At 65.3% G+C, this 16,374-nt stretch carries 14 protein-coding genes; 10 read left to right on the top strand and 4 right to left on the bottom strand.

What is annotated here, in order from left to right; genetic code table 11:
* Positions 1-21 precede the first annotated feature (21 nt).
* Positions 22-540: a MarR family winged helix-turn-helix transcriptional regulator gene (locus tag B9Y97_RS12880; protein WP_085527114.1), complete on the bottom strand. Its 519-nt coding sequence runs from the start codon at positions 538-540 to the stop codon at positions 22-24.
* Between the two features lie 237 nt (positions 541-777).
* Here B9Y97_RS12880 and ectA point away from each other — a divergent pair, with 237 nt between their 5' ends.
* From ectA to B9Y97_RS12860, 4 genes are read left to right on the top strand one after another with little or no spacing between them, the layout of a single operon-like run.
* Positions 778-1,311, top strand: coding sequence for a diaminobutyrate acetyltransferase (gene ectA / locus B9Y97_RS12875; RefSeq protein WP_085527113.1), 534 nt, complete (start codon positions 778-780; stop codon positions 1,309-1,311).
* A 39-nt stretch (positions 1,312-1,350) separates the two neighbouring features.
* Positions 1,351-2,640 carry a diaminobutyrate--2-oxoglutarate transaminase gene (gene ectB / locus B9Y97_RS12870; RefSeq protein WP_085527112.1) on the top strand — a complete coding sequence of 430 codons (1,290 nt, stop codon included), beginning with the start codon at positions 1,351-1,353 and terminating at the stop codon, positions 2,638-2,640.
* Between the two features lie 5 nt (positions 2,641-2,645).
* Positions 2,646-3,044 carry an ectoine synthase gene (locus B9Y97_RS12865; RefSeq protein ID WP_085527111.1) on the top strand — a complete coding sequence of 133 codons (399 nt, stop codon included), beginning with the start codon at positions 2,646-2,648 and terminating at the stop codon, positions 3,042-3,044.
* Between the two features lie 4 nt (positions 3,045-3,048).
* Entirely contained in the window at positions 3,049-4,473 is a 1,425-nt protein-coding gene (locus B9Y97_RS12860) for an aspartate kinase (protein ID WP_085527110.1), read from the top strand.
* A gap of 3 nt (positions 4,474-4,476) precedes the next feature.
* Here B9Y97_RS12860 and argE read toward each other — a convergent pair whose 3' ends face one another.
* Positions 4,477-5,637, bottom strand: a complete 1,161-nt coding sequence (gene argE, locus B9Y97_RS12855) for an acetylornithine deacetylase (RefSeq protein WP_085528253.1) — start codon at positions 5,635-5,637, stop codon at positions 4,477-4,479.
* Positions 5,638-5,837: 200 nt separating this feature from the next.
* On the opposite strand from argE, the gene B9Y97_RS12850 reads away from it, so the two are divergent.
* From B9Y97_RS12850 to B9Y97_RS12840, 3 genes are all read left to right on the top strand, one after another.
* A complete protein-coding gene (locus tag B9Y97_RS12850) occupies positions 5,838-6,314 on the top strand; it encodes an Lrp/AsnC family transcriptional regulator (protein ID WP_085528252.1) in 477 nt (158 codons plus the stop codon).
* A 171-nt stretch (positions 6,315-6,485) separates the two neighbouring features.
* Positions 6,486-7,943: an NAD-dependent succinate-semialdehyde dehydrogenase gene (locus B9Y97_RS12845; protein WP_085527109.1), complete on the top strand. Its 1,458-nt coding sequence runs from the start codon at positions 6,486-6,488 to the stop codon at positions 7,941-7,943.
* Between the two features lie 84 nt (positions 7,944-8,027).
* Positions 8,028-9,398, top strand: a complete 1,371-nt coding sequence (locus B9Y97_RS12840) for an aspartate aminotransferase family protein (RefSeq protein WP_085527108.1) — start codon at positions 8,028-8,030, stop codon at positions 9,396-9,398.
* A gap of 68 nt (positions 9,399-9,466) precedes the next feature.
* Here B9Y97_RS12840 and B9Y97_RS12835 read toward each other — a convergent pair whose 3' ends face one another.
* On the bottom strand, positions 9,467-11,185 hold the full coding sequence (locus B9Y97_RS12835; protein ID WP_217809457.1) for a cation:proton antiporter: 1,719 nt from the start codon (positions 11,183-11,185) through the stop codon (positions 9,467-9,469).
* A 232-nt stretch (positions 11,186-11,417) separates the two neighbouring features.
* Between B9Y97_RS12835 and B9Y97_RS12830 the strand changes: the two genes are divergently transcribed.
* Both B9Y97_RS12830 and B9Y97_RS12825 read left to right on the top strand, forming a co-directional pair.
* Positions 11,418-11,909, top strand: a complete 492-nt coding sequence (locus B9Y97_RS12830; protein ID WP_085527107.1) for a histidine phosphatase family protein — start codon at positions 11,418-11,420, stop codon at positions 11,907-11,909.
* Positions 11,910-11,997: 88 nt separating this feature from the next.
* Positions 11,998-12,498: a histidine phosphatase family protein gene (locus tag B9Y97_RS12825; RefSeq protein WP_085527106.1), complete on the top strand. Its 501-nt coding sequence runs from the start codon at positions 11,998-12,000 to the stop codon at positions 12,496-12,498.
* A gap of 83 nt (positions 12,499-12,581) precedes the next feature.
* On the opposite strand, the gene B9Y97_RS12820 is transcribed toward B9Y97_RS12825, so the two are convergent.
* Complete coding sequence (locus B9Y97_RS12820) at positions 12,582-14,639, bottom strand: PhoX family protein (RefSeq protein WP_085527105.1); 2,058 nt, start codon at positions 14,637-14,639, stop codon at positions 12,582-12,584.
* Positions 14,640-14,864: 225 nt separating this feature from the next.
* On the opposite strand from B9Y97_RS12820, the gene B9Y97_RS12815 reads away from it, so the two are divergent.
* Positions 14,865-16,247, top strand: a complete 1,383-nt coding sequence (locus tag B9Y97_RS12815) for an aminotransferase family protein (RefSeq protein ID WP_085528250.1) — start codon at positions 14,865-14,867, stop codon at positions 16,245-16,247.
* The last annotated feature ends 127 nt before the right edge of the window (positions 16,248-16,374 follow it).

Here is a 16,374-nt window from a genome sequence, read left to right as displayed (position 1 = left end):
TCGCGTTTTTTTCGGTCGAAATCAGTGCGCGTCGCCGCCCTGCCCCGCCTTGCGCGCGTTGTGGATATCGCCCGTCGTCAGCACCGGCGAGGCGTCGATCTCGTGCGCATCGAGCATCGCCGCGACCCGTTCGAGCGAAGAGACCAGTTGCGCCTGTTCCCAGTCGGCCAGTTTTTCGAACTCGCGCACGTAGCGTTGCTGAAGCGCATCGGGCGCGCGCTCAAGGGTTTCATGGCCGCTGGCGGTGACCTCGATATTGGTCTGCCGCCGATCGGTCTGCGACGGGCGGCGCTGCACCATGCCGTGCCGCACCAGCTTGTCGACCAGCGCCGTCACCGTGGCCTGGCTCACGCCCATCCGGGTGGCGAGCGCCTTCGGCGTGGCCCCATCGCGCTCGGCAACGATCTGGAGCACGCGCAACTGTGCCGGGGTGAGCCCCGCCGCCTGTGCGAGATCGCGCGAATACATCTCGGTAGCGCGGAGGATTCGCCTCAGCGCGATCAGGCTTTCATCAGTGCGGTCATTCGGTGCTCCGGTCATCGCGTGATGATGTCATGAAGCCGCCGGGGGCCGCAATCCCTACGGAACCACCCACATCCTTAGTCAAACAAAGAGTCTTGAAGGGTAGATGTTTTGTCTTGCAAAGTAAATTTTTGGAGAAATTCCTTATTCTTAAGCCGTTCTTCGCTAAAATAGAGAAAGTTTGCTTACTTTATTGATTTTTGCGCCCAAGTCCCTTACTTAGCTATTCAAAGCAATCATGAGAGGGCCGTGACCATGCCGAAAGACATTGATACCCCCCGAACTCGGGCGCCCCGCCTGCGCAAGCCGCTTGCGACGGACGGGGCCGCCATCTGGGAGCTGATCAAGAGCTGCAAGCCGCTCGACGAGAACTCCATGTATTGCAATCTCGTCCAGGCCGACCACTTCCGCGATACCTGCGTGGTGGCCGAGCTTGATGGCGAGATCGTCGGCTGGATCTCCGGCCACATGATCCCCGCGAAGGACGAGCTTTTCGTCTGGCAGGTGGCGGTGAGCGCGAAAGCGCGCGGCCTCGGCCTTGGCAAGCTCATGCTGCTCGATCTCATCGAGCGCGACGTCTGCGACGGGGCCACTCACCTCAAGACCACCATCACCGAGGACAACGACGCCTCGTGGGGTCTGTTCAGGAGCTTCGCGCGCGCGATCGGCGGCGAACTCGACGACGAGCCGCATTTCCAGCGCGACGTTCATTTCGACGGGCACCACGACACCGAGCACATGGTGACGATCACCCTGCCCGACGTCGTCGAACTGCGCAGCGCCGCCTGATCTTCCGAATTTTCGAATACTCCCGAAAGGAGCTTCCCCATGCCCAAGGACATGACCGAAAAACGTGACATCTTTCACCGCCGCGAGAGCGAGGCGCGCTCTTATTGCCGCGGCATGCCGGCGCTGTTCACCACCGCGCGCGGCTCGCACCTCACCGACGCCGAGGGCCGCACCTGGATCGACTTTCTCGCCGGTTGTTCCTCGCTCAACTACGGCCACAACGACCCCGACATGAAGGCGGCGCTGATCGACCATATCGCGGGCGACGGTATCGCCCACGGGCTCGACCTGCACACCGATGCCAAGGGTGATTTCCTCAGCGCCTTCGAGACTCACATCCTTGCCCCGCGCGGCATGGATCACCGGGTGATGTTCACCGGCCCGACCGGTGCCAATGCCGTCGAGGCGGCGATGAAGATCGCCCGCAAGGTCACCGGCCGCACCAACGTGATCGCCTTCACCAACGGCTTTCACGGCGTGACGATGGGCGCGCTCGCCGCCACCGGCAACGGCTACCACCGGGGCGGCGCCGGCATGGACAAGGCGGGCGTGACCCGGATGCCCTTCGATGACTACGCCGAGGGCGTCGATTCGGCGGCCCTGCTCGACCAGATGCTGTCGGACTCCTCGGGTGGCATCGACGCCCCCGCCGCGATCATGTTCGAGACCGTGCAAGGCGAGGGCGGGCTCAATGCCGCTTCGCCCGAATGGGTCAAGCGCATCGCCGAAATTGCCAAGACGCACGGCGCGCTGCTGATCATCGACGATATCCAGGCCGGCGTCGGCCGCACCGGCACCTTCTTCTCCTTCGAGGAGATGGGCGTGATGCCCGACATCGTGACCATGGCCAAGTCGGTCTCCGGCTTCGGCCTGCCGCTGGCCCTCGTTCTGGTGCGCCCCGAGCATGACGTGTTCGGCCCCGCCGAGCACAACGGCACCTTCCGCGGCAATACCCATGCCTTCGTCACCGCCCGCGTGGCGATCGAGAAATTCTGGGCCGATGACGCGTTCCAGCGCGAATTGGCCGACAAGGCGGCGCTGATCACCCGCGCCCTGAACGACGTGGCCGCGCTGGTGCCCGGCGCGCGGCTCAAGGGCCGCGGCCTGATGCAGGGCGTCGATGTGCGCTCCGGCGATCTCGCGGGCGAGATCTGCGCCAGGGCCTACGACAAGGGCCTGGTGATCGAGACCTCGGGCAACGAAGACCAGGTGGTCAAGGTGCTCGCCCCCCTCACCACGCCCGTGGAAACCTTCCACAAGGGCTTCAACATCCTGCTCGACGCCACCCGCGATGCGGTGACGGCGCGGGCCAAACTGGCTGCGGAGTAACCGACATGATCGTGCGCGATTTCAACAAGATCATCCAAGACGAGAAAGACCGCGTGGTCTCTGACGCGAACTGGACGAGCGTGCGGATGCTGCTCGCCGACGACAAGATGGGGTTTTCGTTCCACATCACCTTCCTCGATACCGGCTCGGAGCATGTCTTCGAGTACAAGAACCATTTCGAGAGCGTCTATTGCCTGAAAGGCAAGGGTTCGATCACCGATCACGCGTCCGGCGAAACCCACGAAATCCACCCCGGGGTGATGTATGCGCTGAACGCGCATGACCGTCACACCCTGCGCGCCGAGGAAGAACTGGTGATGGCTTGCGTGTTCAATCCGCCCGTCACCGGCAACGAGGTGCACCAGGACGATGGCTCCTATGCCCCGGCAGAAGAACTGGCCTGATCCCATGACCCATACCGTTGAAAAGATCGGCGGCACATCCATGAGCCGCGTGAACGAGTTGCGCGATACGCTGTTCATCGGCGGGCGCGAGGGCGAAGACCTCTACGGGCGCGTCTTCGTCGTCTCCGCTTTCGGCGGCATCACCGATCTGCTGCTCGAACACAAGAAATCCGGCAAGGCCGGTGCCTATGCCACCTTCGTCGGCGACGACAGCGACCACGCCTGGCACGACAGCCTCGACCGCGTGGCAGAAGCGATGATGGCGGCGCACCGCGCGGTGCTCGACAATCCCGCCGACGTCGAACGCGCCGACGCCTTCGTGGGCGACCGCGTGCTGGGCGCGCGCAACTGCCTGATCGACCTGCAACGCCTGTGCTCCTACGGCCATTTCCGCCTCTCCGAGCACATGGGCCAGACCCGCGAGCTCCTGTCGGGGCTGGGCGAGGCGCATTCGGCCTTCGTCACCACGCTGATGCTTCAACGCGCCGGCGTGAACGCCCGCTTCGTCGACCTTTCCGGTTGGCGCGACGAGGGCGACGTGAGCCTCGAAGAGCGGATTTCCGGTGCCATGGACGGCGTCGACCCGATGCACGAAATGCCGATCGTCACCGGCTATGCGCAATGCGCCGAAGGGCTGATGGGCGAGTTCGACCGGGGCTATTCCGAGGTGACCTTCTCGCAACTCGCGGCGATGACCGGCGCGCGCGAGGCGATCATCCACAAGGAATTCCACCTGTCCTCCGCCGATCCCCGGCTGGTGGGCGAGGAGGCCGTCAAGAAGCTCGGCCGCACCAACTACGACGTTGCCGACCAGCTTTCCAACATGGGGATGGAGGCAATCCACCCGAAGGCCGCGAAAACCCTGCGCCAGTCGGGCGTGCCGCTGCGCGTCACCAATGCCTTCGAGCCAAACGATCCCGGCACGCTGATCGACGACCAGCCCACCGACGAGGCGGCGGTGGAGATCGTCACCGGCCTCGACATCATCGCGCTCGAAGTGTTCGAGCAGGATATGCTCGGCGTGAAGGGCTATGACGCCGCGATCCTCGAAGTGTTGACCCGGCACGAGGTGCGGATCGTCGCCAAGGTGTCGAACGCCAACACGATCACGCATTACGTGGATGCATCGCTGAAGACGATGCGCAGGGTGCAGAAGGACCTTGCCGCGCTCTACCCTTCAGCGGATATCTCGGCGCGCACGCTGGCGATGGCCTCGGTCATCGGGCGCGATCTCAACGGGCTTTCGGTGCTCACCCGCGGCCTTCAGGCCATCGCCGGGGCCGGGCTGGAAGCGATCGGCGCGAGCCAGGGGCCACGCAACGTGGATGTGCAGTTCATCCTCGAACGCGACGCGCTGAAACCGGCGATCAAGGCGCTGCACGCGGCCTTCATCGAGGCCCGGACGCCGAAGCTGTCGCGCGTGGCCTGAGCCTCAGCGCGCAAGCTTCGCGCCCAGCCCGTCGAGCATGCCAAGGCACTGCTCAAGCTGGCGGGTTTCGAGGTATTCATCGGGTTTGTGGGCCTGCTCGATCGAGCCGGGCCCACAGACAACCACATCCATCCCGAGCTTCTGAAACACCCCCGCCTCGGTCGAGAACGCGACCAGATCGCAGGCATTGGCGCCGGTGAGTTCCATCACGATATCCCGCGCGGCATTCTCGTCGGCGGGTTCCAGCCCGTCGACCTCGCCGATCACCTCGGTGATGATCCGCGCCTCGGGCCAATGCGCCTGCATCTCGGGCAACAGGTGCTCGTGTACGTAGCGGCGCATTTCCTCGCGCACGAAGGCACCATCGGAGGGCTGCACCGGGCGCATTTCCCACAACACCGAGGCATGGCTGGCGATGACGTTGTGCGCCACGCCGCCGAACACCGAACCGGGGTTGATCGTCGTCCAGGGCGGATCGAAGCGGCTGTCCTTCGGCGCGCGCACCCTGAGCGGCTTGCGCAGATCAAGCAGCCGCGAAACGTAGCGCACCGCGAATTCCACCGCGTTGACGCCCTTGTCGGGCTCGGAACCATGGCCCGCCAGCCCCTCGAAATGGGTGGTGTATTCGCAGCACCCCTTGTGACCCTCGATCACCCGCATGCTGGTCGGCTCGCCGATGATCGCCACACTGGGGCGCAGGCCCTTGGCCGCGAGCGTATCGGCCAGGGCCTGGGCCCCGATGCAGCCCACTTCCTCGTCGTATGTGAACGAGAAATGCAATGGCCGGTCCTTTACCGAATGGGCCAGAACCGGGGCCATCGCGACGGAAGCGGCGATGAAGCCCTTCATGTCGCAGGTGCCCCGGCCGTAGAGCTTGCCGTCGCGCTCGACCATCTCGAAAGGGTCGTTGGTCCAGTCGTCGCCCACGGCGGGCACCACGTCGGTATGGCCCGACAGCAGGATGCCGCCATCGCGATCCGGGCCGATGGTGGCAAAGAGGTTGGCCTTCTGCCCGGTCTCGTCGTGATGGATCTCGACCCGCGCGCCGGCACTTTCGAGCCAGCCCGCGAGGTTGTCGATCATCGCGAGATTGGTCTCGGACGACACCGTGGGGTAGGCGACCAGCTCACGCAGGAGTTCGAGGGTATCGGAGATCTTGGTCATGGCCCGGTCCTTGCTGATCGAGTGGCGCGACAGATGCGGCGCGCTGCCCCCCGGCCGGGCCGAAACCGCCCTCGGCCAGATAGGGGTTGCCCCGCGCGGGTGCATCGTGATGATTTGCGCGACATTGGCGGAGGCCGATGCCCCGCGTCAATCCGTTTGCGCCATCCCGGCGCAGTTGCAACCTGGAGCATGCCCGCAAGATGAAGCTCGATGCCCGCGATATCGCCATCCTGCGCGTGCTCTCCACCGAGGGGCGGATCTCGAAGGCGGCGTTGGCCGAGCGCGTCGGCCTCTCGCCCACACCTTGCTGGAACCGGCTGAAACGGCTTGAGGATGCCGGGCTGATCGAGGGCTACGGCGCGCGCATCGCGTTGCGAAAGATGGGTCCGAATGTCACCGTCTTCGTCGCGGTAGAACTGGCCGACCACACGGCAGCGACCTTTCGGGTTTTCGAGGCCGGGCTGGAACACCATGACGAGGTCGTGGCCTGCTGGGCGCTCGGTGGCGGTTATGACTACCTGATGCAGGTGGTCACCCGCGATATCGACGCCTACCAGCGCCTGATCGACGCGATGCTGGAAGCCCGGATCGGGCTCGCGCGCTATTTCAGCTACATCGTCACCAAGCCGGTGAAGGGCCCTGCCCCGCCGCCGCTCGACTTGTTTCTTGACGACTAGGCCAGATCACCCCTGTGGGCCGGCGGGGTGGTCATCCCGGCGCATCGCAAGAGATGAATCGTCTCCTTCCCGGCCCTGAACAAGATACTTCACCCCGAATTACCGGTCACTTCGGCCCCGCCGTTTGCCCTGTCCTGCCATGCTCGCCGGCAGGAACAGGGGAGACGACACATGCTCGACGACGCGATTTCCGACAAGCGCCTGATGCGTGGCTTTGCCTATGTCGGGGGCAAATGGGTTGCCGCCAGTGACGGAGCGGTGTTCGAGGTTACGAACCCGGCCGACGCGGCCAGCCTTGGCGACGTGGCCGCCCTCACGGCGGACGATTCGAGGCGTGCCGTCGATGCCGCACAGGACGCCTTCCCGGCCTGGTCGTTCCTTCTGCCGCAGGAACGCGCGGCGATCCTGCGGCGCTGGTTCGAGCTTATGCTCGCCCACAAGGACGATCTGGCGCGGATCATGACGCTCGAACAAGGCAAGCCGCTGTCCGAGGCGATGGGCGAGATCGACTACGCCGCAAGTTTTCTCGAATTCTACGCCGAGGAGGCCAAGCGGCCCAATATCGAGGGCGTCACCAGCCACCTGCACGACGCCGAGGTGGAACTCTGGCTCGAACCGGTCGGGGTGGTGGCACTGATCACGCCGTGGAACTTCCCCTCCGCGATGCTCACCCGCAAGGCCGCCGCCGCGCTCGCGGCAGGCTGCACCGTGGTGGCTCACCCGGCGCGCGAAACGCCGTTCTCGGCCCTCGCGCTGGCCGAACTGGCCGAGCGTGCGGGCCTTCCGCCCGGCGTGTTCAACGTGGTGACGGGCCAGGCGTCAAAGGTTGTCGAACCGTGGACCGAGGATGCCCGCGTGCGCGCCTTGTCGTTTACCGGATCGACCGAGATCGGGCGGCTGCTCTACCGCCAATCCGCCGCCACGGTGAAAAAACTGGTGCTGGAACTCGGCGGCCACGCCCCGGTGATCGTGTTCAAGGGGTGCGATCTCGATCACGCGGTGACGGAGGCGATCAAGGCCAAGTTCGCCACTTCCGGGCAGGATTGTCTCGGTGCCAACCGGATCTACGTCGAGCGGCCGATCCACGAAGAGTTCTGCCGCCGGTTCATCGCCGCGACCGAGGCGCTCAGCGTGGGGCGCGGCTTGGACGATTGCGACATCGGCCCGCTGATGAACGAGAATGCCGTGAAGAAGCAGGAAGACCATGTTGCCGACGCACTCGAACGCGGCGCCAAGCTCGCCACCGGCGGCAAGCGGCTCGACCTCGGGCCGTTGTTCTACGCCCCCACCGTGCTCACCGAGGTGCCCGACGACGCGAAGATCATGCGCGAGGAAACCTTCGGCCCGGTCGCGCCAATCACGCCGTTCGACACCGAGCAAGAGGTGATCGCGCGCGCCAACGATACCGAATACGGCCTCATCGCCTATCTGCACAGCCACGATCCGCGCCGGATCTACCGCCTCAGCCGGGCGCTGGAATACGGCATGGTCGCGGTCAACCGCACCAAGGTGACCGGCGCGCCGATCCCGTTTGGCGGCACCAAACAATCGGGGCTCGGGCGCGAAGGCGCGCGGCGCGGGATGGAGGATTTCATGGAGATCAAATACGTCTGCCGCGACTGGGCCTGACGGCCATCAAACCTCGAAAATCGTTGCCAAGATTGTGAAAAGACCTTGCCCTTGCACGGGGCAGGAAACTGGAAAGGGAAACCGATGCTGAAGAACGACCTCTTGGAAACCTGGGACCGGGAGAACTTCTTCCATCCGTCGACCCATCTCGCCGAGTTCGCCCGGGGCGAGGCACCGCAACGGGTGATCACCGGCGGCAAGGGCTGCCACATCGAAGACCGCGAGGGGAACCGCCTGCTCGATGCCTTCGCCGGGCTCTATTGCGTGAACGCAGGCTACGGCCGGCCGGAGATCGCCGAGGCGATCGCCGAACAGGCACGCGAGCTCGCCTATTACCACGCCTATGTCGGCCATGGCACCGAGGCCAGCATCACGCTGGCCAAGATGATCCTCGACCGCGCCCCCGACCACATGAGCAAGGTCTATTTCGGCCTGTCGGGATCGGATGCCAACGAGACCAACATCAAGCTGATCTGGTATTACAACAACATCCTCGACCGCCCGGAGAAGAAGAAGATCATCTCGCGCTGGCGCGGCTATCACGGATCGGGGCTGATGACCGGATCGCTCACCGGGCTTGAGCTGTTTCACAAGAAGTTCGACCTGCCGCTGTCGCAGGTGATCCACACCGAGGCACCCTATTATTTCCGCCGCCCCGACCTCGCGATGAGCGAGGCCGATTTCACCGCCCATTGCGCCGCCGAGCTGGAAGCGTTGATCGAACAGGAAGGGGCCGACACCATCGCCGCCTTCATCGGCGAACCGGTGCTGGGCACGGGCGGGATCGTGCCGCCGCCGGCGGGCTACTGGGAAGCGATCCAGGCGGTGCTTGAGCGCCACGACATCCTGCTGATCGCCGACGAGGTGGTGACCGGCTTTGGACGGCTCGGCTCGATGTTCGGCTCCGAACACTACGGGCTGAAACCCGATCTCATTACCATCGCCAAGGGTCTCACCTCGGCCTATGCGCCGCTCTCGGGCTCGATCGTGTCCGACAGGATGTGGAAGGTGCTCGAACAGGGCACCGACGAGAACGGCCCGATTGGTCATGGCTGGACCTATTCGGCCCACCCGATCGGCGCAGCGGCCGGGGTCGCCAACCTCAAGCTGATCGACGATCTGGGTCTGCTCGCCAACGCCGGCGAAACCGGGGCCTATTTCCGCAAGGCGATGGCGGAAGCGCTCGGGGATCACGCGCAGGTGGGCGAGATCCGGGGCGAGGGCATGCTCTGCGCGCTCGAATTCGTGGCCGACCGGGAAACGCGCCGGTTCTACGATCCTGCCGACAAGGTCGGCCCCCGGATCGCCGCGGCGCTGGTCGCCGAAGGCGTCATCGGTCGGGCGATGCCGCAGGGCGATATCCTCGGCTTTGCGCCGCCGCTCTGCCTCGGCCGCGCCGAGGCCGACACCATCGTCGCCGCCACCGCGAAGGCCGTGCGCAGCGTGCTCGGCTGAGCCACGCCGCAAGCGCCCTGGTCGCCGCAAGCCAACCCTGGCCGGAGACCGACGGTCTCCGGCCAGCCTCAGGCCTCCTTTTCCTCCGATTCAATCGCCGGAATCTCGGTGCGTTCCTCCTCGGGCGCACCCGACAGAAGCTCCACCGCGCGGTCGGCGGCATCCTGGAACGGTTCGAGCACGATGTCGGCCCCGGCCGCGAACAACTCCTCGGTGTCGCGCGCATAATGCGAGGCAACCGCGATCCGGCCCCGGAACCCGGCGCTCCGGGTAAGCTGGATCAGGGTCGTGCGGGCATCCTCATGGCTGAGGCCGGTAACGTGGATCGGCACGGTCGAAACCACCCACTCGGCCCTGTTGAGCGGCAGTTCGGCCACGAATTCGGGGTCGGTCGCGTCACCGAACTCGGTTTCCAGCCCCAGTTCGCGCCAGCGCCGCACTGCGGTGGGGTTGAAGTCGACGCCGAGCACCCGGACTCCGCGCTTTTGCAGGCGAATCCCGATCGCGGTACCGTAGCGGCCAAGTCCGAACAGGATCGCGCCGTAACTGTCGCCGCGATGGCTGCTCGCCTCGCTCGGCTCGCGCGGCGTGCCACGCCGCTCGAACACGCCGAGCAAGGGATCGAACAGCGCGAACAACTGGTGCGAATAGGTGATCATGTAGGTCGAGGCGGCAATGGTCACGAGGCCAACCATGGTCACGAGGCCGAGCGCGTCTTCCGTCACGTGACCAAGCGAGACGCCCATCGCGATGAAAATCAGGGAAAACTCGCTGATCTGCGCCACCGTCAGCCCGGCAAGAAAACCGGTACGCTTGCGGTAGCCCATCGCCCCCATGATCGCGAGCACGATCAGCGGGTTGCCGATCAGCACGAAGAGCGAGAAAATCACCGCGCCGGTCACGTGTGCACCGAGGAGCGAGAGATCGAGCGTCGCACCGAGCGCGATGAAGAAGAACAGGAGCAGAAAGTCGCGCAGCGGCGAAAGACGCGCGGCGATGGTTTCGCGGTAGGGTGTGGAGGCGAGCGAGATCCCCGCAAGCAGGCCGCCGACCTCCTTGCCAAGCCCGACGGCATCCCCGATCGCGGCAAACATCGCGGCCTGGGCGATGGCGAAGATCACCAGGAGTTCCGGCGCGCGAGCAAGCCGTTCGGTGAGCGGGTTGGCGATGTAGCGCACGAAGATCACCACCAGCGCCACCATGGCAATGCCCGAGCCCAGCACCGAGAGCACCGAACCGCCACCATGGCCCTCGGTCGCCGCACCGATGCCGATCGCCGAAAGCACGATCATCGCCAGCACCACGACGAGATCCTGCACGATCAGGAAACCGAGCGCGATCTGGCCATGCAGCGAATCGATCTCGCGTTTGTCGGAGAGCAGTTTCACGATGATGATCGTGGAGGAGAAGGTGAGCGCCACGGCAACATAGAGGCTGGTGATATGGCCAAGCCCGAGCGCAAGGCCGATCAGGTAGCCAAAGACCGAGGTGAAGGCGACCTGGCCAAGCCCGGTCAGCAGCGCCACCGAGCCGAGCGAGCGGATCAGCTTCACGTCGAGCTTGATGCCGACGAGAAACAGCAGCACCGCGATGCCAAGTTCCGACAGAAGCCCGATCTGCGCATCGGACCGCACAAGGTCGAATGCGGAAGGCCCGGCGATGAGGCCCACCGCGATGAAGCTCACGATCAATGGCTGGCGCAGGACGATGCCGATCAGCCCGACCACCGCCGCCATCACGAGCAGCGCGGCAACTTCGCCGAATGCGCTGTTGAAGATCACGTCCATTCCGTCTCCTGTCGCTGTCGGCCCGAGCTGCCCGATTGCGGACGTCCCCTGCCAGGGACCGATTATAGAGCAGCCCGGATTCCGAGGACAGGGCAAGCCAGGGGGCGGGAGGCTTTTTTCGCATGCGCGCGGTCACCTGGCGCGGGTGCGCGCGCGCGTCGACCACCACCGCAAGACTTGCCGGACGGGCTTTCGGCGTGCAGACTGATGATCAAATCAGGGGATTGCCAAGATGTTGCGCCGTCGTTTCCTTGCCCTTGCAGCCGTCCCGATGGTTTCGGCCTGCGCCGGGCTCGTGGGGGGCGACACGGGCGCGAAGACCCAGCCCCGGCTGATCGTGCTGCGCCACGCCGAGCGCGACGGAGCGGACCTGAACGCTGCCGGCATCGCCCGCGCCCACGCCCTGCCAACCGCGCTTGCCGATCAACCGGTCGATGCGATCTTCGCCCCCGATCTTCAGCGCAATATCGACACCGCCACCCCGCTTGCGCGCGCCCGCGGGCTTGAAGTGAGCGTGATCCCCGCCGTCAATACCGCCCGGGCGATGTTCCGGCGCTATCCCGGCGGGCGCGTCGTCTGGGTCGGCAACAAGGACAATCTCGCCGCGCTCTGGGACGAGATCGGCGCGGCGGGCGAACCGCCGATCCTTTACGGCGAGCTTTTCGTGGTCTCGATGAACGGGCTCAGCGCCGGTCGGATCGAACGGCGTCGGTTCGGCGATTGAGCGGCGAAACCGGCACCGGCGCGAACCCTCGCTTGCCCGAAGCCGCCCTGCCGCCTAGACTCGCTGCCAACCCAACGGATCGAATGCCATGCTGACGCGACGCCTTTTCCTCGCCCTGGCCGCCTTCAGCGCGCTCTCCGGCTGTTCCGGGTCCACCGTCCTGAGCAGCATGAACAGCGTCGAGACCACCCGGCTGGTGGTTCTGCGGCACGCTGATCGCACCTCCGCGATGCTGAATGGCGCGGGCGTGGCGCGGGCCGCGCGCCTGCCTGCCGCGCTGGCCGATCTCGAGATCGACGCGATCTATACCACGCCGCGCCAGCGCAACATCGACACCGCCACGCCGCTGGCCACCGAACGCGGGCTGCCGATCGGCAACCACGTTGCAATCACCGCGCCGCGCCGGATTCTCACGCAGCACGCGGGCGAAACCGTGGTCTGGATCGGCAACCAGGAAAACCTCGGGCTTTTCTATTTCTCGCTCGGCATCCTGCACAAACCGCCAGTGGCGTTCGGCGACCTTCACGTGATCACCTTTGAACCGGACGGACGGATGTCTCTGTTGCAGAAGCGCCGCTACGGGGATTGACGCGGACTTGTCTGAATCCTGCATCGAGTAATAAAAAAAAGGCGCACCCGGGGGCGCGCCTTTCCATTTTCAGGCTTTCGGGCTCAGGTGCCGATCACGCCGCCATCGTCCTTGGTGATCACCACGGTGGCCGCACGCGGTACCGAGCCGTTGTAGTCGGGGAAGCTGGAGCCGAACTTGCCGACCGCGAATTCATCGGCCGACCCGTGCGCACCGGGGTGCTGGAAGTTCACGAACATGGTCTTGCCGTCCGGCGTGGTGACGACGCCGGTGCACTCCTGGCCCCAGGGGCCGGTCATGAAGCGCTTGATTTCGCCGGTCGCCGGATCGGCGGCCAGAAGCATGTTCATGCCGAACTCCTTGAGCGGGCCTTCGTAGTCGGGCCCGGTGTCGCCCATGTCGGTCTGGATCCACAGCCGCGAGTCGCCGTCGCACCACAATCCGTCCGGGCAAGCGAACGCGCTGTCTTCGCTCAGCGCGCCGCCCGTGGCGAGCGCCGAGTTGCGCGGGTTGCCGGCGATCACGAACAGGTCCCACTCGAACGACGCCTTGGTGTGGTCGGCATTCGGATAGTTCCAGCGCACGATCTGGCCGAAGTTGTTCTCGGCCCGCGGGTTGACCGCATCCACCTGCGCCTGGGTCCGGCGCGAGTTGTTGGTAAGCGCGAAGTAGAGCGTGCCGGTGTTGGGATCAACGGTGCCCCACTCGGGACGGTCCATCTTGGTCGCGCCCACGAAATCGCCCGCGAGGCGGCTGTTGACGAGGATGTCGGCCAGATCGGCAAAGCCGTTTGCCGGGGTCAGACCATTGCGGCCCGGCACCAGCGCCAGCCACTCGCCGGTGCCGTCGTCATTGAACTTCGCCACGTAGAGCGTGCCGCTGTCGAGGATCGAACCATCGGTTTCGCCGGGCACGTAGACGCCTTCGGAGACGAACTTGTAGATGTATTCGAAGCGCGCATCGTCGCCCGAGTAGCAGACCACCGGCGCGCCCGCGACGGCGGGGGCGAAAACCACGCCCTCGTGGGCAAAGCGGCCCAGGTGGGTGCGCTTGACCGGGGTGCTTTCGGGATCGAACGGGTCGATCTCGACCATCCAGCCGTAGGTGTTCGGCTCGTTGCGGTAGTCTTCGGTGGCCGAGGCACCCTTCGAGGTGGCATCCCAGCGCACGAACTCGTCGGCACCCGACTTGGCGAGGTGCCAGCCATAGCGGCCACCCTGCGGGTTGGTCGACACGCCGTAGCGGGCATGTTCACGCGGCAGGTCGGGCTTCTGGTCGAGCTCGGTGGTGTTGGCGAAGTAGCCCGCCCAGTTCTCTTCCGCGGCCAGGTAGGTGTTCCACGGGGTCACGCCATGGGCGCAGTTGTTGACCGTGCCGCGGGTCGCGGTGCCGTCGGGGCTGTACTTGGTGCGCACATGGGCCGAGCCGCGCACCGGGCCGGCGATTTCCATCGGCGTGTTGGCGGTGATCCGGCGGTTGTGCGGATCGGCCACGATCGCCCAGCTGCCGTCAGCCTGCTTGGTGGTGCGGAAGATCGAGATGCCGTGGGCGGCGATCTCCATGCGCACCTCGTCGTCGTCGCGCATGCCGTCGGCATTGTAGTGAACGGCGCTCTTGTTGAACGCCTTGCCCTTGTAGTTGGGCTTCTCGGCATGCAGGAAGCGCGGCTCGATGTATTCGTGGTTTTCGACCAGCAGACCATCCTCGGACGAGCCGTCGATCGCGAAGAAGTGGATCCCGTCATGGCCCTGGCCGATCTGGTGCTCCTGCTCGGCACCGGTGTTGGCACCGGTGCGATAGGCCGGCATGTCGCCCGAGATCGGCTCGCCGGTGCCACCGATAATCTGGAAGCTGTAGCCTTCGGGAACGACCACGGTATCGTCGTAGCTGACCGGAACCGCCTTGAAGCCGATCAGGCCGGAGGTGGTTTGCGCCAGCGCCGCCTTGCCGGAAAGCGAGGCCCCGAACAGGCCGGTGGCCGCGGTGGCGAGGCCACCCATCAGGAAGCCCCGACGCGCAACGCGGGCTTCCATCACGTCATAGAAGTTGCGGTTGTCGGAGGTGTTGCACTGCGGCTCGTCGCCGTGCTCATAGCCCATCGACTGGGTATGATCCGGGTAGTCCTTTTCGAGGTCTTTCATGTCTGGCTCCTGGCTGGATCTGAATGGCAGAATCACGATGGGCGAAAGCAGGCCGCCCTGACCTCGGGGTAGCCATGCAATGCAACCATCGGGTGACTGATTTGGAAAATCCACGTGAACCTTTTCCAACACCTCCCGGCAGCAATCGAGATTGCTTTTGACAGGGGACGCCCCTATTGATTTGATCAAATTATTCGCCGCCGCGCCGAGCCGATGGAGGATTACATGGACGGGTTCAACGAGAACGACATCAGCCACGTCATCGAGGCCGACAAGGCCCATGTCTGGCACCACCTGGTCCAGCACAAGCCGTTTGAAACCTCCGACCCCCGGATCATCGTCGAGGGCAAGGGCATGCGGGTCTGGGACGCGACCGGCAAGGAGTATATCGACGCGGTCTCCGGCGGGGTCTGGACGGTGAACGTGGGCTACGGGCGCATCTCCATCGCCGATGCGATCCGCGACCAGATCGTGAAGCTCAACTACTTCGCGGGGGCCGCGGGCTCGATCCCCGGCGCGCTCTTTGCCGAGAAGCTGATCGCGAAGATGCCGGGCATGGCCCGGGTGTATTACGCCAACTCGGGCAGCGAGGCGAACGAGAAGGTGTTCAAGATGGTGCGCCAGATCGCCCACAAGCGTCACGGCGGCCGCAAGCGCAAGATCCTCTACCGCGAGCGCGATTATCACGGCGGCACCATCGGCACGATGAGCGCGGGCGGGCAAACCGAGCGCAACGAGCAATACGGCCCCTTCGCGCCGGATTTCGTCTCGGTCCCGCATTGCCTTGAATACCACGCACAATGGGACCTGTCGGGCGAGGCCTACGGCGCGCGGGCGGCGGAGGCGATCGAGGAGGTGATCCTGCGCGAAGGCCCCGATACGGTGGGCGCGCTCTGCCTCGAGCCGATCACCGCCGGAGGCGGCGTGATCGTGCCGCCGGAAGGCTACTGGCCGCGGGTGCAGGAGATCTGCGAGAAATATGACATCCTTTTGCATATCGACGAGGTGGTTTGCGGCATGGGACGCACCGGCACCTGGTTCGGCTACGAACACTACGGGCTGCGCCCCGATTTCGTGACGCTCGCCAAGGGTGTAGCCTCGGGTTACGCCGCGATCGGGGTGACGGTGACGACGGAAGCGGTGTTCGAGATGTTCAAGGACGACGTCGCCGACCCGCTCAACCATTTCCGCGATATCTCCACCTTCGGCGGCTGCACCGCCGGTCCTGCCGCGGCGCTGGAGAACATGCGGATCATCGAGGACGAGGGGTTGCTCGACAACACCACCGCCATGGGCGCGCGGATGCTGGCCAACCTCGAAGCACTGATGGAAAAGCACCGTGTCGTCGGCGACGTGCGCGGCAAGGGGCTGTTTCTCGGGGCCGAACTGGTGGCCGACCGCACCACCCGCGCGCCGGTGGAAGAGCGGCTCGTCGGGGCCGTGGTGGCCGAATGCGCGGCGCAAGGCGTGATTATCGGGGCCACCAACCGCTCGGTGCCGGGGTTCAACAACACCCTCACCTTCGCGCCCGCCCTGATCGCCACCGCCGACGAGATCGACGCGATCACCGATACCGTGGATCGCGCGCTCGGCAAGGTGTTTGGCTGACGCCGGCGCAGACAAAAGACTGCCCCGGCGCGCTCATTCGTAGCCTCGGATCCGGTCGCGCTTGCGCCGGATCGCAGAATGGCTTGCGGCTTTCGATCTGGCACGCGGTATCCTTGCAGCGGCATCA

Origin of the sequence: Maritimibacter sp. HL-12, assembly GCF_900177545.1 — a bacterium.
In the GTDB taxonomy this organism is placed as follows: Bacteria; Pseudomonadota; Alphaproteobacteria; order Rhodobacterales; family Rhodobacteraceae; genus Sinisalibacter.
The sequence above is the reverse complement of the archived record's forward strand: the minus strand, read 5'-3'. Positions and strand labels throughout refer to the sequence as shown.